The following is a 19,847-nucleotide window of genomic DNA, read 5'->3' on the forward strand; positions in this document are numbered from 1 at the left end:
TCGCTGGCGGCCGGCACCCGTGACCTGATGACTCTGACTGATGAATAGCACGATGGCTGATTTACCGATTGATGACCTGAACGTTGCCTCCAACGAAACCCTGATCACCCCCGCACAGCTCAAGCGTGAAATTCCGCTGACCGAAGCTGCCCTGCGCACGGTTGCCAGTGGTCGTGAGGTGATCCGCAATATTCTCGATGGCAAGGATCATCGTCTGTTCGTGGTGGTGGGTCCCTGCTCGATCCACGACATCAAGGCCGCCCACGAGTATGCCGGGCGCCTCAAGGCACTGGCTGCTGAGCTGTCGAATAGCCTGTATCTGGTCATGCGGGTGTATTTTGAAAAACCACGTACCACCGTTGGCTGGAAAGGCTTGATCAACGACCCGTTCATGGACGACTCGTTCAAGATTCAGGACGGCTTGCACATCGGTCGTCAGCTGTTGCGTGACCTGGCTGAAATGGGCCTGCCGACAGCCACTGAAGCCCTGGACCCGATTTCCCCGCAATACCTGCAGGACCTGATCAGCTGGTCGGCCATTGGCGCACGTACCACCGAGTCGCAAACCCACCGTGAGATGGCCTCGGGTCTTTCCTCGGCTGTGGGCTTCAAGAACGGCACTGATGGCGGCCTGACCGTGGCGATCAACGCTCTGCAGTCGGTCTCCAGCCCGCACCGTTTCCTCGGCATCAACCAGGAAGGTGGCGTGTCCATCGTCACCACCAAAGGCAATGCCTACGGTCACGTGGTGCTGCGCGGTGGCAACGGCAAGCCGAACTATGACTCGGTGAGTGTTGCCGTTTGTGAGCAGGAACTGACCAAAGCCGGCATCCGTCCGAACATCATGGTCGATTGCAGCCACGCCAACTCCAACAAGGACCCGGCCCTGCAACCGCTGGTGATGGATAACGTCGCCAACCAGATCCTCGAAGGCAACCAGTCGATTGTCGGCCTGATGGTGGAAAGCCACCTGGGCTGGGGCAACCAGTCGATTCCCAAGGACCTCAGCCAGCTCAAATACGGCGTGTCCATCACCGATGCCTGCATCGATTGGGAAAGCACCGAGAAAACCCTGCGCGGCATGCATGCCAAGCTCAAGGACGTGCTGCCGAAGCGTCAGCGCGGCTGATTTCAGCGGCTGTAACAAAAACGGGCTTATGCGTATGCATAAGCCCGTTTTTTATGACCTGCGGGCCTGTAGGAGGCGCTTTAGCGGCGAGCTTTATCGCAGGTGTCGCGGCTAAAGCCCCTACAACGTGACACTCAAACGTCCCGTTTACCCCAGTTAAGAATCGCCAGAGTCAAAAGCCCCGCGACAATCCCCCAGAACGCCGAGCCCACCGAGAACAGGGTCATGCCCGAGGCGGTGACGAGAAAGGTGATCAGCGCCGCTTCGCGCTCTTTCGGCTCGCTCATGGCTTGCGTCAGGCCGCCGATGATCGAGGCGAACAGTGCAAGCGCGGCGATGGACAGGATCAGGGCTTTTGGCAGGGCGGCAAACAGCGCGGCCAAGGTGGCGCCGAAAACACCGGCAATACCGTAGAACACCCCGCACCAGATGGCGGCGGTGTAGCGTTTTTTCGGGTCTTCGTGGGCTTCCGGGCCGGCGCAGATCGCTGCGCTGATGGCCGCCATATGGATGCCGTGGCTGCCGAACGGCGCCAGCAACATCGACGTCAGGCCGGTGGTGCTCAGCAGTGGGCTGGCCGGTACGTCATAGCCGTTGGCGCGCAGCACGGCCATGCCCGGCAGGTTCTGCGAGGCCATGGCCACGATAAACAGCGGGATGCCGATACTGATGGCCGCCGCCAGGGAGAAGCTCGGCGTGGTCCATTCCGGCACCGCCAGTTGCAGCTCGAAATGCTCGAAGTTGAGCAGGCCGAAAATTGCAGCCAGCACGCTGCCGACGATCAAGGCAGCGAGCACGGCGTAGCGCGGCAGCAGGCGTTTGCCCAGCAGGTAGGCGATCAGCATGGCCACTACCAGCAGCGGCTGTTGCTCGGCGGCTACGCAGATTTCCAGGCCGATCTTGAACAGCACGCCGGCCAACAACGCTGCGGCGATGGAGGCGGGGATGCGGCGCATGATGTGGTCGAAGGTGCCGGTCAAACCGATCAGCACAATCAGTCCGGAGGCGAAGATATAGGCACCAATTGCCTCGCTGTAGGGCACGCCGGGCAGGCTGGTGATCAATAGCGCGGCGCCGGGAGTGGACCAGGCGATCATGATCGGCGCGCGGTAGCGCAGCGACAGGCCGATGCAGCAGATTGCCATGCCAATCGACAATGCCCAGATCCACGAGGAAATCTGCCCGTTCGTCAGGCCTGCAGCCTGGCCAGCCTGGAACATCAGCACCAGCGAGCTGGTGTAGCCGGTAAGCATGGCGATAAAGCCGGCGACTACCGCCGAGGTCGAGGTGTCGGCCAATGGCCGTAAGCGGGTTTGCGGTAGATCGTGCATCAGAGCAATCCAGTGTCGGCAAATATGGGATACAGCGAGGCGACCAGCAGCAAGGCCATGCCGATATTGAAGATACGCAGCGCTCGGGCGTTACTCAGCCAGTTGCGCAGCAGGCTGCCCGCGACCGTCCACAGACCGACGCTGGGGCAGTTGACCAGGGCGAACAGCGCGGCGATCAGCAGCACATTGACCACGAAGTTCTCTTGCGGGGTGTAGGTGGTAATGGCGCCGATGGCCATGATCCAGGCTTTCGGATTGACCCACTGAAAGGCCGCCGCCTGCAGAAAGGTAAAGGGTTTGCCTACGGGCTTGCCGCCATCCTGCGGTGCTCCAGAGCCGGCAATCTTCCAGGCCAGGTACAGCAGGTAGGCCGCGCCCAGGTAGCGCAACAGGTTGTGCAGCAGTGGTACTTGCTCGAACAACTGGCCCAGACCGAGACCGACCGAGGCCACCAGCAGCATAAAACCCAGGCTGATGCCGAACATATGCGGCAGGCTGCGACGCAGGCCGAAGTTCACCCCGCTGGCCAGCAGCATCATATTGTTCGGCCCCGGCGTAACCGAAGTGACAAAGGCGAAGGCGATAAAGGCGAGCAGCAGTTCGGTGGTCATGGCGCAGGCTCATAGCACTTATTGGGGGTAGTGCTGATCAGCCTAGGGGCAGACGCCCAGAGCGTCGCGGTACAGCGATGCAGGCAATGGGCGGTACAGTTTCAGGCGGCTTACTTTTAGCGTCAGTACAGTTTTTGCCGGGAGTGCTCTCTCAGCTTTCACTGGCGCTGTTATGCAGGGTTTGGTTGACCTGCAACCAGCCGCTGACGGCGGTTTCCCCGGCTTCACTGAATGCCCGCTGCAGCAGCTTGGCTTGCTCACGGCGCAGGGCCTGTTCCAGCTTGGCGCCTTCAGCCGTAAAGCCGAGCAGTCGTTTGCGCTTGTCGTCTTCAGCGGCAAGGCTCTGCACCAGGTTCATTTCCAGCAATTGGCGCAGGGGAGTGTTCAGCGCCTGCTTGCTGACGCCCAGGTAGCTGAGCAGTTCTTTCATGCTCAGCCCTGGGTACTTGGCGATAAAGAACAGAATGCGGTGATGCACCCGCGACAGACCGCGGCGCGCCAGCATCTCATCGGCCTTGGCGGTAAACGCCTGGTAGCCGAAGAAGAAGGCTTCCATGGCCGTTTGCTGAGTGGTTGTGCTCTTGAGGTCAAGCATTAAGGTCAAGCCTATTGACGTATTCGGGTTGATCGTCGTAGTTTCAGGCAAACAGAATTTCGGTCAAACAGTTTGACCTATTTTTATTTGCCTTTGCTACCGGTGATATCCATGGCCTTCTCCGAACGTGTTGCCCGCCTGAAAAGCTCCCTGATCCGTGAAATTCTCGCCGCGGCGCAGCGTCCGGAAGTCATGTCCTTTGCTGGCGGGTTGCCTGCTGAGCCGATGTTGCCGAAGGTCGAATGGGCCGATATGCCGGCCAGCATGGGCCAGTACGGCATGAGCGAAGGCGAGCCGGCACTGCGTGAGGCGATTGCCGCTGAGGCTCGCGCTCTGGGCGTGCCCTGCGAGGCCAGCCAGGTGCTGATCGTCAGCGGTTCGCAGCAGACGTTGGACCTGGCCAGCAAACTGTTTATCGATCCGGGTACCGAAGTGCTGCTCGAGGCGCCGACCTACCTGGCCGCGCTACAGGCCTTCCAGCTGTTCGGCGCTGATTGCATTGCCGTGCCGCAGGAAGCCGACGGCCCGCAGATCGACGCTCTGCGCCAACGTCTGCAGAACCACAAACCGGCCTTTGCCTATCTGATTCCGACCTTTCAGAACCCATCGGCGGTGCGTTACAGCGAAGCCAAGCGCGACGCCGTGGCGGCGCTGCTGGATGAGTTCGGCGTGACCCTGATTGAAGATGAGCCATACCGCGAGCTGGTATTCGATGATGGCAGTGCCACGCCGATTGTCAGCCGTCTGCAAAAGGCCAGTTGGATCTACACCGGCACGGTGTCGAAAACCCTGTTGCCGGGCTTGCGCGTCGGCTACCTGATTGCGACGAAGGACTTGTTCCCTTATCTGCTGCGCCTCAAACAGTCGGCGGACCTGCACACCAACCGCATCGGTCAGTGGCAGGCGCTGCAGTGGCTGGGCAGCGAGAAATACCGTGGCCACCTGGCCGAGCTGCGCGACTTCTACCGTATCCGCCGTGATGCCATGCAAGCGGTGCTGGAAGAGCATTTCAGCGACCTGGCCGACTGGCAGGTGCCGCAAGGCGGGCTGTTCTTCTGGCTAACCCTCAAGCAGCCGCTGGACACTCGCGCGCTACTGGCACCGGCGCTGGCGCAGAACGTGGCGTTTATGCCGGGTGAGCCGTTCTTTATCGATCCGGACGCCAACCCTGGCCATTTGCGGCTTAACTTCAGCCACGTCGCACCGGAGCGCCTGAACGAAGGTCTCAAGCGTCTGGCCGAGGTGATTCGTCAGGCGCAAGCAAGCTAATCCACGCGGTCAAGCAGGTTGGAGGAGGGCGATATGTACAAGGTTTATGGCGATTACCGCTCGGGCAACTGCTACAAGGTCAAGCTGATGCTGCACCTGCTGGATCAGCCCTATGAGTGGATGCCGATCGATATCCTCAAGGGCGAGACCCAGAGCGACGCCTTTCTGGCCAAGAACCCCAACGGCAAGATCCCGGTGCTGGAGCTGGACGACGGCACCTGTCTGTGGGAATCCAATGCCATCCTCAACTTCCTCGCCGACGGCAGCGCGTTCCTGCCCAGCGAGCCGCGCCTGCGCACTCAGGTGCTGCAGTGGCAGTTTTTCGAGCAGTACAGCCATGAGCCTTATGTCGCGGTGGCACGCTTTATTCAGCTCTATCAGGGCCTGCCTGAAGCGCGCCGTAGCGAGTACGAGGAGTGCCATGTGCGCGGTCACAAGGCACTCAAGGTGATGGAGAAGCAGCTGCAGCGCACGCCCTACCTGGTTGGCGAGAACTTCTCGATTGCCGATATCGCCCTGTACGCCTACACCCACGTGGCGGACGAAGGCGGTTTCGACCTGGCCCCATATCCGGCCATCCGTACCTGGCTGGCGCGGGTTGCCAGCCACCCGCGCCATATCGGCATGCTCGACTGACAGCTGTCGGATGAGCAGGGCGGTGAGAGGCGCTGCGCGTTCTCACCGCGCAGTCGCCTGTTCGCCGTAAAAAGCACTTATCATTCAACGATCTATCTTCTGTCTGGGTCGCGAATGCCAACTGCTGTTCAGCGCTACAAACGGCTCTTGTCCGCCGCTCTGGCGCGCTACTTTCCCCATACCACAGCCTATCTGCGTGCCGAGCGTGAAGCGGCTGTGCCGTCAAAAAAGCCTGCACCACGGACGAAAAAAGCGCCTGCCAAGGGCCAATCGGCTAGCACGAAACCGCCGGCTAAACCGCGCCGCACTGCCAGTAAACCCAGCACTCAAGGTATTTACGGCCCTGCCATGCTGACGGTCGAAGCCGCGCACGCTCAGGCCATGCGCGAGCAGGTGGCGCGGGCGGTGACGGCAGGGTTGCTCAGTGCACCGTCGGCTGAGCAGTGGGCGATGATCCTCAGCAATCATCCGCTGACGCGCATCTTCGCCGGGGCTGGCTCGGGCAAGTCCACCACGCTGGTGCTGCGAGTGGTGTTTATGCTCTGTCACCTGGGCATCAAGCCCGAGCAGCTGACGGTGATTTCCTTTACCAATGCGTCCTGCGCCGAGCTGCGCGAACAGCTGCTCAAGGTGTTGGTCTTCTTCAACTATCCCTTCGATGCCGTGCAGGCGCGCCAGTGCGTCCGCACCTTTCATGCGGCCATGGGCAGTGTGGCCAAGAGTGCGCTGGGTAATCCGCGTTGGTTCGAACAGCTGGATGATCCGCGGGCGGCGAGTCGTGAGCTGGATAACCCGCTCAGCGCCGGCCGCTTGCGCCCAGCCCAGCAACGCCTGCTCAAACAGGCTTACCAGCAATGCTATGCCGAGCAGCCGGTTTTTCGTCAGCAGGTGCACAGCCTGTTGCAACTGCCGATGCCGCCGCTTGAAAGTGGGTGTCAGGCTAAGGCCCCACTGGATCCGTACCGGCTGGCGGGGGAGTTCAGCGCTGCGCCGTTGTATGAGGCCTTTTATGCCCAGGCCGAGTTTGCCGAGAGCATTAGCATTGAGCTGTCGGCTTTGCAGCCGCAGAACGTTGAGACTGCAGCCCCGGTACGCGGGTTTCTTGAGGCACTACGGCTGTTCTGGCCGTACTTCGAGCGCGCTTTGCAGGCGCAGGGTTTGATGACGTTTAACGGCGCCTTTGCTGAGCTGACGGCGCGGCTTAATGCCGACGGGAAAAGTGTCGCGCCAGAGCTACTGGCGCCATTTAGCCATCTGTTGATCGACGAATTTCAGGACATCTCGCCGCAGATCGTGCAGTGGTTGCAGGCCGTGCAGCGTTGCCTGGCCGGGCAGGGCATAGTCGTCAGCCTGATGGCCATCGGCGATGACTGGCAGTCGATCTACGGCTGGCGCGGTAGCTCGCCGCAGCTGTTTATCGACTTCGACCGGCACTTTCCCGGTAAAGGCAAAGCCAAACGCAGCGCCGTGCTGACCCTGGCCAACAACTACCGTTCGATTGAGCCGATTATCCGTGACGCTGAAGCGCTGCTCGGCGACGTGCAGCACAAACAGGCGAAGGCCAGTCAGGCGATCAAAGCTACTCAGCCAGGTGATCATGGCGTGCGCCTGATCCAGCGCTTCGATAGCAAGGCACGCCTGCCGGAGCTGCTCAAGCAGATCCGTGAACAATGCGCCTACGCCGCCGAGCGCAACAGCCGTGAGCGCAATGCGGTGTTGCTGCTGAGTCGGCGCAATGAACCGCTGCAGGCCATCACCGCGCAGCTGGACCAGAAACTGCCGGTCAAGGCCTACACTATCCACCGCGCCAAGGGCTTGCAGGCCGAAGTGGCGATCATCCTTGATGAGTGTCAACCGCCCGAGTCACACCCGCTGCGCAATGCGCTGTATGGCTGTTCGGGCTTCTTCAGCAACAGCTACGACCAGGCGATGCAGGATGAAAGCCTGCGCCTGGCCTATGTGGCGATCACCCGTGGCGTCAGCCGCGTCTTTTGGTATTGCCAGAAAACCCAGGGCGCAACGCGCATTCTGGCGGGGCGAGGGCGGTAGTCGATTAGGGGAATGTCAGCGCCAGGCGGTGTTACCATGCGACGCGAGAGTGCAGGGAAGTACCTTGAGAGCGTTCGAGAGTTGCGCCGTATGCCCGAATCACCTTGATTGGCATAGGGCCAGCCCCGGCCCACTTTTGCGCCGTCACAGCAGCATTGCGCGCTTGAGCAGGTCGTAGAGTCCTTCCGGTACCAGCGGCGATGCCGGGGTGAAGCTGGCGCTGGAGTGCCACGCGGCCCTGAACGGCGCGCCATCGCTTTCGTGGCCGTCTAGCCAGGGTTGTTCATAGACTTCTGCGTCGTCAAACCTGGCATCGTAGACTTGGACAATCTCGTGCCCTGGCTTGCCTGCGTAGGTGAAGATGCTTTCCAGCGTGCCAATCAGGCGAATGTCGCTGATCGAGCGGCCCAGTTCTTCCTGCACTTCGCGGACGATGGCGTCGTGACTCCTTTCGCCGAACTCAATGCCGCCGCCAATGGGGCGAAAGAGCGTCCGGTTCTCATCGGCGTCGTGGAATTGGTTGACCAGTATTTTCCCCTGATGATGAAAAATGCACAGCGCGAGCGGGCGAATGAAGTGTTTTGCCACGAGTAATAATCCCTTTATTCGGGTCGTCAGTTGATCGAACAGGGCCGGGTTGCAGGTGTTGCGGGCAACTGAGCCAGGAAGGCGGCAATCTCTCGACCGCCGCGTAGATGCACTGTTGGCACCGTCGGGCCTATGGCCATGCGCACGGCCTCGATACCTTGGCGGTAGCCATGGTCGAACTGCCAGACGAATTTAAGAAAATCCAGAAATGCCCGGTCGAGTTGCTCTCTACAGCCAGCCGCAAGGTCGGGGCGCGGTCGGTTCAAGACGCTACGCACGATGACGCGCCTCAGGCAGGTCAGCCGCGGTGTATCCAGCCAGATGATCAGGTCGGCGGTGGGCAGGCGCAGGTCGAAGGTGCGTCGGGCGTAGTTGCCTTCACAGACCCAGGCATCCGTGGTGAGCGCATCGCGGACCCTTTCACGGAACTGCCCCGCATCGGGCTCGACCCAGCCGGGCTCCCAGAACAAGGTATCGAGATGCACGACGGGTACGCCGAGACGCTTGCCCAAGGCCCGCGCCAGAGTGGACTTGCCGCTGCCGGCATTGCCCAAAATCACAATCCGTTGCACGAGGGACTTCCATCCGTGGAAAAGGGGCGGCGATTCTGCTGATTTTTACCGGCCTGTCAACCACAGGGTTATCGGCACATAAGGCCGGCCTAGGGTTGGCCCTTTTTGCCAGCTTACGACCCTCTCATCTGCGCCTTAAATATCGCGAAACAGGTCATGGGCGTTAAGCAGGTCGTAGGCGATCTGCGGACGTTTTTCCAAGCCGCGGCGGATGGCGGTGGGAATGGCCTGGCGGGTTTTGCGACAAAGGCCAGGGAGTTCATCGATCTCGATCTGGATACCGCGCATGCTGCGTACTTCGTTAAAACCGGGCGCAACGGCAACGCGTACGCCGAGTTGTTCGTAGATGCGCCGCTGCAGTTTTTCCAGATCGGCGAGGCTCTCGAGATTTTCCAGGCGCTCCAGCAGGCGCTTTTCCTCGCTGCGGGTGAGCAACAGGATGCGCATATCGCTGCTGGCATTCTCCAGCAGTTGCTCGCGCCCGCAATCGCAGGCACCAGGTGGGCAGGGTTGACGCAATGGTGGGGTATTGGTCATGGGCTCCGATCATAGCCAGCTGCGAGCGCTTTTGCCCATGCCTGGGCATGGACAAAGCTGTTATTGGGCGGATAATCCGCCTCCATACGATTGCCCGCGACCACCTCCGCTGCCATGCGCTCACTGCGAACTGCCCTGATCTGCATACTGATGCTCGCCCTCCCGGCGCAGGGCATGGCCGCCCTCAGCATGCAGTTATGCGCGCTAACCCAGCAGGGTAGCGCGACGGCGCAGGTTGATGTGCAGATGGCGGCGCACCATCCGGGTACGCTGGTCACGGTGCAGGCTGCTGAGCAGCCTGCACACGGCGGGCTTCACGCGGGCGATAACGCCAGTAAGGCGCTGGTGGATCTGGATAACAGCCTGTGTAGCCTTTGTGCGTTCTGTGTGGGTGCGGTCACCCTGAATTCAGTGAAGGGCTGTGATGCACCGCTGCAAGCCGGTGAGCCATCCTTGGCGCGCCTTGAGCAGTTTGTGGGCTTTATCGGCGAACCCCTTGAACGTCCACCGCGGTTATTTCTCGTCTGAACAGTGTGTTGCTGTGTGCCGCCAGCGCTTTGCTGCGTCTGGCCCACAGTGTTTATTCAGTTGCGAATTCGAGAACCTAACCATGAGTGCATCTTCAAATTCCGTTGCTTTGCTGTTGAGTCTGGGCCTGCTGTTGGGCGGCGGTACTGCGCTGGCCGCTGGCGAACATCACGGCGCGCATCACGCGGCCGCGCCGGCCAAGCAGCAGAAAGCCTGGGGCATCGCCGGCGAGCCGGAGCAAGTCAGCCGGACTATCGAAATCAGCATGAGCGATCAGATGCGTTTCAGCCCTGACCAGCTTGACGTCAAGCAGGGCGAAACCATCCGCTTTATCCATCGCAATGAAGGGCAGGTCATTCACGAGTTTGTGCTCGGCACTCAGGCGGAGTTGCAGGCGCATGCGGCGATGATGGCGTCAGCCGTGGGCATGCAGCATGAGTCAGCAGATATGACGCATGTTGCGCCGGGGCAGCAGGAGGAGGTTGTCTGGACCTTCAACCGTGTCGGTGAATTCGACTTTGCCTGCCTGATTCCCGGCCACTACCAGGCCGGGATGGTCGGCAAGGTACGGGTGCTGGCGAACTGAATAGCTGGGCTGAGTAATCAGCCATAACGCTGAAACAACTGGGGCCGCTTAGCGGCCCCAGTTGTTTGTTCAGACTGCGGCAAAGCGCTCGTTGAGATACGCGATGATCGCCTTGGACTCATACAGCCAGGTGCTCTGGCCATTTTCTTCGATGCGCAGGCACGGCACCTTGATCTTGCCGCCTTGCAGCTCCAGCTCGCTGCGCGCCTGAGCGTCGTTCTTCGCGTCGCGCAGGGCCACCGGCACATTGAGTTTGTGCAGGGTGCGGCGGGTTTTTACGCAGAACGGGCAGGCGTTGAACTGGTACAGCGCCAGGTTGCAGGCGCTTTGCTCGACCGCAGCCTGAGCTTCTGCGGTGCGTTTGAGTTTGGCCGGACGGCTGATCCAGTCGAGGAAGATGATCAACTGGCCGAGGCCGATGCGCAGTGCCTTGATAATCATGCGGGGGCAAACCTTGGGTAGCTAAATACGGGTGCGCAGCTTACCCGAGTTTGCTGCGATTGGCCCGGCGCTGGCCGTGCTCTTGGTCGAACGGCATAATCCGCGCTCGATTGCCTGACCTTGCCGAGCCTGCGATGAAACCCGAAGACCTGCTGTTGCTGGTGACCCGCGAAATGCCCTTCGGCAAATACAAAGGCCGTCTGCTTGCCGATCTGCCGGGTAACTACCTCAACTGGTTTGCCCGTGAAGGTTTCCCCCAGGGTGAAATCGGCCGGCTGCTGGCGCTGATGCAGGAGATCGATCATAACGGTCTGTCGGGCCTGCTCGATCCGTTACGCAGCAAACCACGGGTGCCGCTCAAGGTCCGCTAGTGCCCTTGAGGTAAGGCATTGCGGTTATTCCACGATCGACCATTTGCCATCTTTCTTTTCGGCGAGGCCGCGTTCTTCCAGGCTTTTCAGATACAGCTGCAGGCCGCGGTCCCCTCGTGACTGGAGGAAAGGCAACAGCCGTGGCAGAACACCGGGAAACAGCATCAGTAGTTTGCTAAGCCAGAGTTCTGCGGCTTTAGGTGCGCTCTCCAGGCAAGGGGCGTCGATAACTTTGATGATGTGTTCGGCTACGGTCTCTGGCGACTGTGGCATATCCATGAACTGCAATGCGTTGCCCCCTGACACGGCCTCGTGGCGCAGCATGGGCGTGTCTGTGGCGGATGGCAGGATGCAGCAGACCTGGATGCCTTTGGGTTTTAAATCCAGTGCCAGAGAAAGCATGGCGCCCCGCAGGCCAAATTTGCTGGCGCAGTAGAGTGGGCTCTCCGGCGTTGGGAAGATGCCGGCCACTGAAACCGTTGTGATCAGGCGTGCATTGGCCGAGCGCTCAAGCAATGGGATCGCCTGCCGGGTCAGTAGCAGCGGTGCGAGCAGGTTGATATTCAGTTCCTGGGCAATACTTTCGTTCGTACGTTCGGCAAATGGCCCGACTTGCACGATCGCGGCGTTGTTGATCAGTACATCGAGCCGCGCAAAGCGCTGTGTGATAAAGGTGATCAGTGCTGCAATGTGCTCCGGGTCACTGAGGTCAGCTGGGAACGCATGTGCACGTGGCCCCAGGCGCTCACACAGCTCGTTAAGCCGTGTGGCATTGAGGTCGGCCAAAACAAGTTCTACGTCGCGTCGCGCCAGTTCGGCGCAGAGTGACTGACCGATACCACCGGCAGCACCGGTGATCAGAATGATTTCGCTCACGTTATTCACCTTGCTCAGGATGCACGGGATAAGGGCTGCATGACGTAGTCCTGCTGGCTACGAACCGGGTTGAAATAGCCAGCTTCCAGCTCATTCCAGCCCATGCGTTGACGCAGCCTGCGCATGTGTTTTTTCAGCGCGTGCACCTCCAGGTACACCTCGTGGCGTTGAGACTTGACGAATTGAATGCCGCCGCTGAGGTCCGGTTCATCCTCGTTGATCAGTGTCTGGAATTCCTGGGCCATGCGCGGGCGCTTGAGTTGGTCAGCCAGGTAGCAGGCGATCAGGTGCGCCTCGTTGTCGAACAGTTTGTAAGCGCTGGAGTTGGTTTCCAGGTAGCCGATGCCAAACAGGTTGTGATGCTGACGGCTGAAAATGGACAGGTACATGTGCGGACGTCCGCCTTTCCATTCGAAGTAGTCAGTCGCGTAGCGGCAGCTCCACTTATAACCAGTGGCATAGAGCACCAGATCGAGGTGCTCACGTGTGCCGTCCTGGAAGACCACCTGGTCAGCGTCGAAATGTGAGATGTCCGGGCGTGCCTGAATATCGCCGTGCTGCAGGTAATGCAGCAGTTGGCTGTTGAGGAGCGGGTGGCTTTCGAAGAGTTTGTGATCCGGTTTTGGCAGGCCAAAGCGTGTCAGGTTGCCGTTGACCATCCGCAGAATGCTTCCGAATATGAGCCGCGTCAGCCACATGGGCAGTTGTGGACCTTTTTCACTGACCTCGTCTGCCGGTAGACCAAACAGGTGTTTGGGAATGAAGTGGTAGCCACGGCGCAGGCTGATAAACGCCTTGTCAGCGTTGGCGGCTGCATCACAGGCAATATCTGCTCCGGAGTTACCTGCGCCGACGATCATCACGCGTTTGCCTTTGAACTCGTCAGGATGGCGATACGTGACCGAGTGACGAATTTCTCCGCTGAAATGCCCCTTGATTTCGGGCATGTTCGGGTCCCAGTTGCAACCGGTGGCACAGACCAGGGCCATGTAGCGGCGGCGCTCGCCGTTGTGCAGCGTCACGATCCAGCGGTCGTCTTGGTCTTTATCGACCCGCTCCACAGGGGTGTTGAATCGCACCTTGTCGTAAAGGCCGAACGCGAGGGCAAACGAGCGCAGGTATTCGAGAATTTGCCGGTTGCTTGGGTAGTCCGGAAAGTGTTTGGGCATCGGGTAGTCGAGAAAGCCCGACAGGTCGCGTGACGAAATGAAGTGGGCAGATTCGTACATGGGCGTACCTGGATTATCCAGATCCCAGACGCCGCCGAAGTCGCTGTGTCGTTCGAACTGTTCGTAGTTCAGCCCTTGCCGTTTTAGCGCACGGGCCATGCACAGGCCTCCGGGGCCGCCGCCAATGATGCAGACGGTATTGCCGCAATCTGTGTAAGAGGTGTTGCTGGACATGATTGTCTCCGTGGCGATAGGTGATGATGGCCACGTTAGCGCCTGGTCGGTTTGTTCATCAGGTCGCTGGCGGACAGTGAAGGGGGCTTAAACGGCCACCATTGCAGTCGTTTATTTCCAGGCGTGGCTGTAGCGGTTAACGTTCACGCAGCCGCTAGTGTTTTCAGATGATTCTTGTGCGGCGGATGACGGAGCCTGCATGAAAGATATTGCCGACCCGCGCTTTTCCAGCGCCTCTGCGCCGCCACATGTGTCCCGCCTGTTACTCAGGGTCGCGGCGGAGCGCGATGGGGATGTGGAGCGAATCTGCATGGGTTTGGGTTTTGCGCCGGCGGATCTGGAACGGCCAGGGTTTCGTCTTTCCCATCGGCAGAGCTATCTGCTGGTCAGGCGCATCCTGGCGCAAATGGGGGACAACGGCCTGGGGTTGGCGGTTGGTGGGCGGCAGACCGCCGTTTCTTTGGGGTTGGTTGGGCTCGGCATGCAGGCCAGTCCCAGCCTTGGCGCCGCGATGAGACTTGGGCTGGATTACCAGCGCCACGCCGGCGCGATGTTGGACTATGGCCTGGAAACCCAGGTGGACACGGCTCGAGTGGTGCTGACGCCACGTTTCTATGAGTCTGATGTCGTGACCTTTTACATGGAGGAGGCCTTCTCCAGTGCGCTGAGCATCATCAGACACCTCACGGGTGTTCGGCTGAAACCCAAGTTGTTACGGCTGGATTACCCGCGTCCCGCGCATGGGCACCTCTATGACGTGCTGTTTGAATGCCCCGTGCATTTCGCTGAGGCGGTCAACGCTATTGAGTTTGAGCTTTCCTGGCTTGAGATTGCGCTGGCGACTCGTGATGACGCTGTTGCCGCCGAAGTGACTGATTTACTCACCGAGGCACGTTGGATCGACCAGGAACGTTGCGAGTTGATTGAAGGGCTGCAGCGGGAAGTGCGTAAGCAACTCGGTGCGCCCCCCTCACTGACGGAGCTCGCGCATCAGCTCAATATCAGTGAACGTACATTACGTCGGAGAATTGAGTCGGCGGGTTTGAGTTACCAGGCCGTTATTGATGAAGCACGTCGTGCGCGGGCCCTGTCGCTACTGGGTCGTGAGGAGTTGTCATTGATGGAGGTGGCGTTTCAGACGGGCTTCAGTGATGAGCGCAATTTTCGGCGTGCGTTCAAACGCTGGACCGGCATGACACCGCGTGAAGCACGTAAGCGTGTTATTTAGCAGTTGCTAGAGATCACCTAGTACACACGGGGTGATGGGGCGCTTTCGCCGTCATCAGCCAGTGTGTGGCCGGGAAAGGGCCCTTCAAGTTGAGTAAAAAAGCCGCTGTTTGCCTTTGGCAATAAAAAACCGGCTTGTGGCCGGTTTTTTATTGCGTGCCATCCATGGCCGCAGCGTGTGTCGCGCGAGGCGACGGTAAACAGTGCTGTTGGCAATTTGCATTGCCCAACAGGCGCTTTACTGCGCCTGGCTGACCTCTGGGGTGAGGGCCAGCGGCGGCACTTCAACGAACTCCAGTTGCAGGCGTTCGCTACTCCAGGCGCGGGTCTGATTAGTCAGCGCCAGGTCGTCGTTCAGCTTTTGGCCGTAAGACGGGATGATTTCTTTCAGTTTGGTTTGCCACTCAGGGCTCTGCATTTCGTTCTTGAAGGTCTTCTCCAGCACCGAAAGCATGATGGGTGCGGCCGTCGAGGCGCCTGGCGAGGCGCCAAGCAGGGCGGCGAGGCTGCCATCGGCGGCGCTGACCACTTCAGTACCGAATTGCAGAATGCCGCCGTGTTCGGCGTCTTTTTTGATGATCTGCACGCGTTGACCCGCCTGGATCAGCTCCCAATCTTCTGACTTGGCATTGGGGAAGTATTCGCGCAGCGAATCCATGCGGTCTTCCTGGCTGAGCATCAGCTGGCCCATCAGGTAGGTGCTGAGCGAGAAATTATCGATGCCGGCGTGGGTCATCGGCAGGATGTTGTCAGTGGTCAGGGCGCTGAAGGTGTCGAGCAGCGAGCCATTTTTCAGGAACTTGGTGGAGAAGGTGGCGAACGGTCCGAACAGCAATACTTTCTGGCCCTCGATTACCCGGGTGTCGAGGTGCGGTACGGACATCGGCGGCGAACCGACCGAGGCTTTGCCGTAGACCTTGGCTTGGTGCTGAGCGACGATTTCTGGATTGCTGGTGGCGAGGAACGAGCCGCCGACCGGGAAGCCGGCATAGCCTTCGGCCTCGCTGATGCCGGACATCTGCAGCAGTTTCAACGCGGCGCCGCCGGCGCCGATAAACACGAACTTGGCGTTGATGGTTTTCTCGGCGCCGCCGTTGCCCAGGTCGGCCACCCGTACGTTCCAGGTGTTGTCGGCATTGCGCTCGATACCGCGCACTTCATGCTGCAGGTTGAGGCTGACGTTGTCCTGCTGGCTCAGCGAGTCGAACAGCTGGCGGGTGATCTCGCCAAAGTTGACGTCGGTGCCAATCGATACGCGGGTGGCGGCAAGCTTCTGCCCGGGTTCGCGGCCTTCCATCACCAGCGGTACCCACTGCTTGATCTGCTGCGGGTCTTCGGAATACTCCATACCGCGAAACAGCGAACTGGCCTGCAGGGCAGCATGGCGCTTCTTGAGGAACGCGACGTTGTCATCGCCCCAGACAAAGCTCATGTGCGGCACGTTGTTGATAAACGAAGGTGGGTTGTTCAGCACCTTGCGCTCAACCTGGTAGGCCCAGAACTGTTTGGAAATCTCGAAGGACTCGTTGATCGCCACCGCTTTGCTGATATCGATGCTGCCATCGGCCAGCTCGGGGGTGTAGTTCAGCTCGCAGAAGGCCGAGTGGCCGGTGCCGGCGTTGTTCCAGGCGTTGGAGCTTTCATCGGCGACGCGGTCGAGGCGCTCGTAGATGTCGATGCTCCAGCCCGGCTCCAGCTCATTGAGGTAGGTGCCCAGGCTGGCACTCATGATGCCGCCGCCAACCAGAAGGACATCCACAGTTTTTTCTGGCTCAGGGTGCTTGGCGCAGCCGATCACGCTCAGGCACAGGAGGGTCAACAGGAGTTTTTTCATTAAACCAACCATCTTATCGGTGAAGTCAAAATGACGGCCTGGGCAACACGGGGTCAGGCGTGTGGCAATAGCCTGCATGCCCGTCGGCAGGCGACAGGCACGGGGCTGGTGTTCAGGGCGTCGTGTGCATAACGGCAGTGGCGCAGAGCACGGGTGGCGAAGCACTGTGCACGCGTTGCAAGGCATGGCGCGATTGCCGTTGCCCGGCTTATCGCAAGAAGCATGCCCGCAGTACAGCAGCCCCCGGGCGGCGGCGCGCTGCCGCGGAGGGAAGGGCGGTGTGTGTGTTTTGGATGGCGTGATCTCGCCATGTTTGGGCGGTTATATCGAGGTTTTTGGCGGATAGTCGCCGTTTTTCATGCTGCCGTGCAGGCACAAAAAAACCGGCCGAGGCCGGTTTTGGGTATCACTGAAGTTCGATCAGTTATTGACCAAGCTCAGGAACTCGCTGCGCGTGGCGGCGTTTTCGCGGAACTCGCCGAGCATCACCGAGGTGACCATGGAGGAATTCTGCTTCTCCACGCCGCGCATCATCATGCACATGTGCTGGGCTTCGATCACCACGGCCACACCAAGGGCGCCGGTGACTTGCTGGATGGCTTCGGCGATCTGCCGGCTGAGGTTTTCCTGAATCTGCAGGCGACGCGCGTACATGTCGACGATGCGCGCGACCTTCGACAGGCCGAGCACCTTGCCACTCGGGATATAGGCGACATGGGCCTTGCCGATAAAGGGCAGCAGGTGGTGTTCGCACAGCGAATACAACTCGATGTTCTTCACCAGCACCATTTCGCTGTTATCGGAGCTGAACAGCGCGCCGTTGGTGACTTCTTCGAGGGTCTGCTGATAGCCCTTGCACAGGTACTGCATGGCTTTGGCGGCACGTTTGGGGGTGTCGAGCAGGCCTTCGCGGGACACGTCCTCGCCAAGTTGGCCAAGGATCGCGGTGTAGTTTTGTTCCAGGGACATGATCTTCCTGTGGCACTTGCGGAGATATACAGACGCGCAGGTTAGGGCGGTGCCGCCGGGCTGGCAAGGGCGCGGCACGCCAATTTGCCTCAGTTTTCTGACGTGGGCGGTAGCTGGGCAGCCCAGTTGTCGGCCCACAGGGTCAGTGGCAAGAACTGTTCAACCAGCTCCAGGCCCAGGCGTGATAGCTGGTAGCCCCGTTCACCGTTCTCCAGCAGTTGGGCGTCACGCAGCTCTCCCAGGCGGGTATTGAGTACCGAAGGCGACAAGCCTGCGCAGCGATTCTGCAGCTCGCGAAAGTTGGCCGGCGACTGATGCAGTTCCCAGAGCACGCGCAGGCTCCAGCGGCGGCCCAGCAGGTCGAGCAGTGCCATGATTGGGCGGCCTGTCTGCGAGCCGCGTACCGGTTGGCCGGGTGTAGGGGTATCCATGAAGGCTCCTTGCTTCTTTTTTAGTAGCAGTCTAGAGTGGTCTTGCTACTTTTTCCGTAGCTTAACAGCCTGTCAGGAGTATTGCCTATGTACAGCCCACGTATTCAACCGGTGCAACCACCTTATGCCGCTGATGTGCAGGCGGCGTTTGATCGAGTCATGCCGCCGGGTATGCCGCCGTTGAAACTGTTTCGCAGCATGGCGCACAACCCGCGAGTGTTGCAGCGCTTGCTGGCGGCAGGCTTGCTTGATCGCGGCAGCATCAGCTTGCGTGAGCGTGAACTGCTGATCCTGCGCACCACGGCACGTTGCGGCGCAGAGTACGAGTGGGGTGTGCACGTCGCCGCATTTAATGGCCAGGCGGGGTTTAGCGCAGAACAGTTGGCTGATACCTGCGCTGCCGTGCCCGATTGTGAGCTATGGAGTTCGGCTGAGCAGGCGCTGTTGGCGTTGGCTGACAGCCTGCATGCCAGTGCGACGCTGGACGACAACCTGTGGCAGCAACTCAGTGCTGAATTCACTGAATCGCAGTTGATCGAGTGTCTGGTGCTGGTGGGGTTCTACCATGCGGTGTCGTTCGTGGTGAACGGTCTGCGTGTCGAACATGAGGCGCAGACACCCCGCTTTGCCCGTTAGACGAGGGCTTACTCGTCGCGGCCATCCATCATGGTGCGCTTGAGCATCACGTACACCGCGCCAGTGCCGCCGTGCTTGGCCAGGCAGGAGGTAAAGCCGAGCACTTGCGGATGCTGGCGCAGCCAGGTGTTGACGTGACTTTTGATCATTGGTTTGCGGCCATCCATGCGCACAGCCTTGCCATGGGTGACGCGCACGCAGCGTACTTCCAGTTTGTTGGCTTCGGCGATGAACTCCCAGAGGGTGTCGCGGGCCTTTTCCACGCTCATGCCATGCAGGTCGAGGCTGCCCTCGAAGCTGATCTGGCCGAGCTTGAGCTTGCGCATCTGACCTTCCTGCACGCCGTTGGCGGCCCAGTACAGCGGGTCTTCGGCGCCGACGTCGATAACAAACTGATCAGACAGACCATCGACTTTGATACTGTCCACGCGCGCCGTGGCGGCCTGGCGCAGGGTGGCCAGTTGGGCACGGTTGGGCTTCGGCTTACCGGTGTCGGCGCGGTCATGCTTGATGGGTTTGACGCCGCGCAACTCGGCTTTAAATAGAGAAAAATCGTCGTCTTGCATTTAGGGTCTGTTACCGTTTTGTCGTGGCTGCGCCGGAGCCTGTTTTAGCGCGAGGCAAGGCACGAGACGCGAAGTTTGGTGTTCAAAATGAGTGTCGAGAAACGCAGTATCGCGCTAAAACAGGCCCGGCCCTTCGGGTTGCGTGAAAAGTCTCGCCATGCGGTGTTGGAGGTCTTGGCAAGGGCGCGACCATTACCTGCGCCCTCCGCCTAGCCTGGCGAGATTTTACGCGGCAACGCGGCTCGCGACAAAATGGTAACAGCCCCTAGATCTCCGCGAAGGCCGCTAGTGTACCCAAGCTGTCGGTGTTCGTGCTGGACTGGGCTTCAATCGCGTCTTTTCAGCAGATGCGGGGCCATGTTCAGGTCGTTGGCGTGGCGTGCACGGCGGCGGCAGCGGCGCCAGAGCATGACGCCGACATACAGCAGAGCCAGGCCGATCACGGCGAACAGGCTGGCGGCCACCGTGGATTCATTCAGCGGGCCGAGTACCGAATGCTGGCCGAGCAGAGCCGCAATACCGGCCATGCTCAGCAGAATGCCGAATGTCGCCAGCAGAGCGGCCAGTGCCGCCCCCAGGCGCGTGCGCCAGCTGCTGGCACTGCGCGGGCGCAGGCGGCGGGCGTCAAAACCATCGGAGAGCTTCATGCCGATTTCCTCATG

The 19,847-nt window shown here is 60.2% G+C and carries 23 protein-coding genes; 9 read left to right on the forward strand and 14 right to left on the reverse strand.

Annotation, left to right across the window (positions count from 1 at the left end; all coding sequences use genetic code 11):
• Positions 1–52 precede the first annotated feature (52 nt).
• Entirely contained in the window at positions 53–1,129 is a 1,077-nt protein-coding gene (locus ACOCLD_RS10435; protein ID WP_422909111.1) for a 3-deoxy-7-phosphoheptulonate synthase, read from the forward strand.
• 134 nt (positions 1,130–1,263) lie between these two features.
• Here the strand turns inward: ACOCLD_RS10435 and ACOCLD_RS10440 are convergent, their stop codons facing one another.
• The 3 genes from ACOCLD_RS10440 to ACOCLD_RS10450 all read right to left on the reverse strand — a co-directional run bounded on the left by ACOCLD_RS10440 (position 1,264) and on the right by ACOCLD_RS10450 (position 3,666).
• Positions 1,264–2,460, reverse strand: a complete 1,197-nt coding sequence (locus tag ACOCLD_RS10440; RefSeq protein ID WP_422909112.1) for a benzoate/H(+) symporter BenE family transporter — start codon at positions 2,458–2,460, stop codon at positions 1,264–1,266.
• Positions 2,460–3,071: a LysE family translocator gene (locus ACOCLD_RS10445; protein WP_422909113.1), complete on the reverse strand. Its 612-nt coding sequence runs from the start codon at positions 3,069–3,071 to the stop codon at positions 2,460–2,462. Before ACOCLD_RS10445 ends, ACOCLD_RS10440 begins: the two co-directional genes overlap by 1 nt.
• A 151-nt stretch (positions 3,072–3,222) precedes the next feature.
• Positions 3,223–3,666 carry a MarR family winged helix-turn-helix transcriptional regulator gene (locus tag ACOCLD_RS10450; RefSeq protein ID WP_422909114.1) on the reverse strand — a complete coding sequence of 148 codons (444 nt, stop codon included), beginning with the start codon at positions 3,664–3,666 and terminating at the stop codon, positions 3,223–3,225.
• A 111-nt stretch (positions 3,667–3,777) separates the two neighbouring features.
• On the opposite strand from ACOCLD_RS10450, the gene ACOCLD_RS10455 reads away from it, so the two are divergent.
• The 3 genes from ACOCLD_RS10455 to ACOCLD_RS10465 all read left to right on the forward strand — a co-directional run bounded on the left by ACOCLD_RS10455 (position 3,778) and on the right by ACOCLD_RS10465 (position 7,620).
• Positions 3,778–4,935 carry a PLP-dependent aminotransferase family protein gene (locus ACOCLD_RS10455; RefSeq protein ID WP_422909115.1) on the forward strand — a complete coding sequence of 386 codons (1,158 nt, stop codon included), beginning with the start codon at positions 3,778–3,780 and terminating at the stop codon, positions 4,933–4,935.
• Between the two features lie 33 nt (positions 4,936–4,968).
• Positions 4,969–5,571: a glutathione S-transferase family protein gene (locus tag ACOCLD_RS10460; RefSeq protein ID WP_422909116.1), complete on the forward strand. Its 603-nt coding sequence runs from the start codon at positions 4,969–4,971 to the stop codon at positions 5,569–5,571.
• A gap of 114 nt (positions 5,572–5,685) precedes the next feature.
• The gene (locus tag ACOCLD_RS10465; RefSeq protein ID WP_422909117.1) at positions 5,686–7,620 is read left to right on the forward strand and encodes a UvrD-helicase domain-containing protein; all 1,935 of its coding nucleotides are present in this window, start codon (positions 5,686–5,688) and stop codon (positions 7,618–7,620) included.
• Positions 7,621–7,764: 144 nt separating this feature from the next.
• Here ACOCLD_RS10465 and ACOCLD_RS10470 read toward each other — a convergent pair whose 3' ends face one another.
• The 3 genes from ACOCLD_RS10470 to ACOCLD_RS10480 all read right to left on the reverse strand — a co-directional run bounded on the left by ACOCLD_RS10470 (position 7,765) and on the right by ACOCLD_RS10480 (position 9,317).
• Entirely contained in the window at positions 7,765–8,208 is a 444-nt protein-coding gene (locus ACOCLD_RS10470) for an NUDIX hydrolase (protein WP_090247859.1), read from the reverse strand.
• Positions 8,209–8,234: 26 nt separating this feature from the next.
• Entirely contained in the window at positions 8,235–8,780 is a 546-nt protein-coding gene (locus ACOCLD_RS10475) for an AAA family ATPase (RefSeq protein ID WP_422909118.1), read from the reverse strand.
• Positions 8,781–8,915: 135 nt separating this feature from the next.
• Complete coding sequence (locus ACOCLD_RS10480; RefSeq protein ID WP_422909119.1) at positions 8,916–9,317, reverse strand: hypothetical protein; 402 nt, start codon at positions 9,315–9,317, stop codon at positions 8,916–8,918.
• Between the two features lie 174 nt (positions 9,318–9,491).
• Between ACOCLD_RS10480 and ACOCLD_RS10485 the strand changes: the two genes are divergently transcribed.
• Both ACOCLD_RS10485 and ACOCLD_RS10490 read left to right on the forward strand, forming a co-directional pair.
• Entirely contained in the window at positions 9,492–9,845 is a 354-nt protein-coding gene (locus ACOCLD_RS10485; RefSeq protein WP_422909120.1) for a hypothetical protein, read from the forward strand.
• 82 nt (positions 9,846–9,927) lie between these two features.
• Positions 9,928–10,431 carry a cupredoxin domain-containing protein gene (locus ACOCLD_RS10490; RefSeq protein WP_422909121.1) on the forward strand — a complete coding sequence of 168 codons (504 nt, stop codon included), beginning with the start codon at positions 9,928–9,930 and terminating at the stop codon, positions 10,429–10,431.
• 69 nt (positions 10,432–10,500) lie between these two features.
• On the opposite strand, the gene ACOCLD_RS10495 is transcribed toward ACOCLD_RS10490, so the two are convergent.
• Positions 10,501–10,872, reverse strand: a complete 372-nt coding sequence (locus tag ACOCLD_RS10495; protein ID WP_422909122.1) for a glutaredoxin family protein — start codon at positions 10,870–10,872, stop codon at positions 10,501–10,503.
• Between the two features lie 134 nt (positions 10,873–11,006).
• Between ACOCLD_RS10495 and ACOCLD_RS10500 the strand changes: the two genes are divergently transcribed.
• Positions 11,007–11,243 carry a DUF3820 family protein gene (locus ACOCLD_RS10500; RefSeq protein ID WP_422909123.1) on the forward strand — a complete coding sequence of 79 codons (237 nt, stop codon included), beginning with the start codon at positions 11,007–11,009 and terminating at the stop codon, positions 11,241–11,243.
• Between the two features lie 24 nt (positions 11,244–11,267).
• Here the strand turns inward: ACOCLD_RS10500 and ACOCLD_RS10505 are convergent, their stop codons facing one another.
• Positions 11,268–12,119 (reverse strand): SDR family NAD(P)-dependent oxidoreductase, encoded by an 852-nt coding sequence (locus ACOCLD_RS10505; protein WP_422909124.1) that lies wholly within the window; start codon positions 12,117–12,119, stop codon positions 11,268–11,270.
• 14 nt (positions 12,120–12,133) lie between these two features.
• Positions 12,134–13,522, reverse strand: a complete 1,389-nt coding sequence (locus tag ACOCLD_RS10510; RefSeq protein ID WP_422909125.1) for a flavin-containing monooxygenase — start codon at positions 13,520–13,522, stop codon at positions 12,134–12,136.
• Positions 13,523–13,721: 199 nt separating this feature from the next.
• Between ACOCLD_RS10510 and ACOCLD_RS10515 the strand changes: the two genes are divergently transcribed.
• On the forward strand, positions 13,722–14,750 hold the full coding sequence (locus ACOCLD_RS10515; RefSeq protein ID WP_422909126.1) for an AraC family transcriptional regulator: 1,029 nt from the start codon (positions 13,722–13,724) through the stop codon (positions 14,748–14,750).
• A gap of 237 nt (positions 14,751–14,987) precedes the next feature.
• Here ACOCLD_RS10515 and mqo read toward each other — a convergent pair whose 3' ends face one another.
• From mqo to ACOCLD_RS10530, 3 genes are all read right to left on the reverse strand, one after another.
• Complete coding sequence (mqo, locus tag ACOCLD_RS10520; RefSeq protein ID WP_422909127.1) at positions 14,988–16,583, reverse strand: malate dehydrogenase (quinone); 1,596 nt, start codon at positions 16,581–16,583, stop codon at positions 14,988–14,990.
• Between the two features lie 420 nt (positions 16,584–17,003).
• Entirely contained in the window at positions 17,004–17,552 is a 549-nt protein-coding gene (gene folE / locus ACOCLD_RS10525; protein WP_233684436.1) for a GTP cyclohydrolase I FolE, read from the reverse strand.
• 89 nt (positions 17,553–17,641) lie between these two features.
• On the reverse strand, positions 17,642–17,983 hold the full coding sequence (locus ACOCLD_RS10530) for a winged helix-turn-helix transcriptional regulator (RefSeq protein WP_233684437.1): 342 nt from the start codon (positions 17,981–17,983) through the stop codon (positions 17,642–17,644).
• Positions 17,984–18,070: 87 nt separating this feature from the next.
• Between ACOCLD_RS10530 and ACOCLD_RS10535 the strand changes: the two genes are divergently transcribed.
• Complete coding sequence (locus tag ACOCLD_RS10535; protein WP_422909128.1) at positions 18,071–18,619, forward strand: carboxymuconolactone decarboxylase family protein; 549 nt, start codon at positions 18,071–18,073, stop codon at positions 18,617–18,619.
• Between the two features lie 8 nt (positions 18,620–18,627).
• Here ACOCLD_RS10535 and ACOCLD_RS10540 read toward each other — a convergent pair whose 3' ends face one another.
• Positions 18,628–19,185, reverse strand: a complete 558-nt coding sequence (locus ACOCLD_RS10540; protein ID WP_257779561.1) for a Smr/MutS family protein — start codon at positions 19,183–19,185, stop codon at positions 18,628–18,630.
• Positions 19,186–19,511: 326 nt separating this feature from the next.
• Positions 19,512–19,832, reverse strand: a complete 321-nt coding sequence (locus tag ACOCLD_RS10545; RefSeq protein ID WP_422909129.1) for a hypothetical protein — start codon at positions 19,830–19,832, stop codon at positions 19,512–19,514.
• Positions 19,833–19,847 lie beyond the last annotated feature (15 nt).

The organism is Pseudomonas cimarronensis (assembly GCF_049331905.1).
Lineage (GTDB): Bacteria > Pseudomonadota > Gammaproteobacteria > Pseudomonadales > Pseudomonadaceae > Aquipseudomonas.

What these genes read in the sequence shown, in the direction of transcription:
- ACOCLD_RS10435 (WP_422909111.1), top strand. Translation starts at nt 53, where the DNA reads ATGGCTGATTTACCGATTGATGACCTGAACGTTGCCTCCAACGAAACC.
- ACOCLD_RS10440 (WP_422909112.1), bottom strand. Translation starts at nt 2,460, where the DNA reads ATGCACGATCTACCGCAAACCCGCTTACGGCCATTGGCCGACACCTCG.
- ACOCLD_RS10445 (WP_422909113.1), bottom strand. Translation starts at nt 3,071, where the DNA reads ATGACCACCGAACTGCTGCTCGCCTTTATCGCCTTCGCCTTTGTCACT.
- ACOCLD_RS10450 (WP_422909114.1), bottom strand. Translation starts at nt 3,666, where the DNA reads ATGCTTGACCTCAAGAGCACAACCACTCAGCAAACGGCCATGGAAGCC.
- ACOCLD_RS10455 (WP_422909115.1), top strand. Translation starts at nt 3,778, where the DNA reads ATGGCCTTCTCCGAACGTGTTGCCCGCCTGAAAAGCTCCCTGATCCGT.
- ACOCLD_RS10460 (WP_422909116.1), top strand. Translation starts at nt 4,969, where the DNA reads ATGTACAAGGTTTATGGCGATTACCGCTCGGGCAACTGCTACAAGGTC.
- ACOCLD_RS10465 (WP_422909117.1), top strand. Translation starts at nt 5,686, where the DNA reads ATGCCAACTGCTGTTCAGCGCTACAAACGGCTCTTGTCCGCCGCTCTG.
- ACOCLD_RS10480 (WP_422909119.1), bottom strand. Translation starts at nt 9,317, where the DNA reads ATGACCAATACCCCACCATTGCGTCAACCCTGCCCACCTGGTGCCTGC.
- ACOCLD_RS10485 (WP_422909120.1), top strand. Translation starts at nt 9,492, where the DNA reads ATGGCCGCCCTCAGCATGCAGTTATGCGCGCTAACCCAGCAGGGTAGC.
- ACOCLD_RS10490 (WP_422909121.1), top strand. Translation starts at nt 9,928, where the DNA reads ATGAGTGCATCTTCAAATTCCGTTGCTTTGCTGTTGAGTCTGGGCCTG.
- ACOCLD_RS10495 (WP_422909122.1), bottom strand. Translation starts at nt 10,872, where the DNA reads ATGATTATCAAGGCACTGCGCATCGGCCTCGGCCAGTTGATCATCTTC.
- ACOCLD_RS10500 (WP_422909123.1), top strand. Translation starts at nt 11,007, where the DNA reads ATGAAACCCGAAGACCTGCTGTTGCTGGTGACCCGCGAAATGCCCTTC.
- ACOCLD_RS10510 (WP_422909125.1), bottom strand. Translation starts at nt 13,522, where the DNA reads ATGTCCAGCAACACCTCTTACACAGATTGCGGCAATACCGTCTGCATC.
- ACOCLD_RS10515 (WP_422909126.1), top strand. Translation starts at nt 13,722, where the DNA reads ATGAAAGATATTGCCGACCCGCGCTTTTCCAGCGCCTCTGCGCCGCCA.
- mqo (WP_422909127.1), bottom strand. Translation starts at nt 16,583, where the DNA reads ATGAAAAAACTCCTGTTGACCCTCCTGTGCCTGAGCGTGATCGGCTGC.
- folE (WP_233684436.1), bottom strand. Translation starts at nt 17,552, where the DNA reads ATGTCCCTGGAACAAAACTACACCGCGATCCTTGGCCAACTTGGCGAG.
- ACOCLD_RS10530 (WP_233684437.1), bottom strand. Translation starts at nt 17,983, where the DNA reads ATGGATACCCCTACACCCGGCCAACCGGTACGCGGCTCGCAGACAGGC.
- ACOCLD_RS10535 (WP_422909128.1), top strand. Translation starts at nt 18,071, where the DNA reads ATGTACAGCCCACGTATTCAACCGGTGCAACCACCTTATGCCGCTGAT.
- ACOCLD_RS10540 (WP_257779561.1), bottom strand. Translation starts at nt 19,185, where the DNA reads ATGCAAGACGACGATTTTTCTCTATTTAAAGCCGAGTTGCGCGGCGTC.
- ACOCLD_RS10545 (WP_422909129.1), bottom strand. Translation starts at nt 19,832, where the DNA reads ATGAAGCTCTCCGATGGTTTTGACGCCCGCCGCCTGCGCCCGCGCAGT.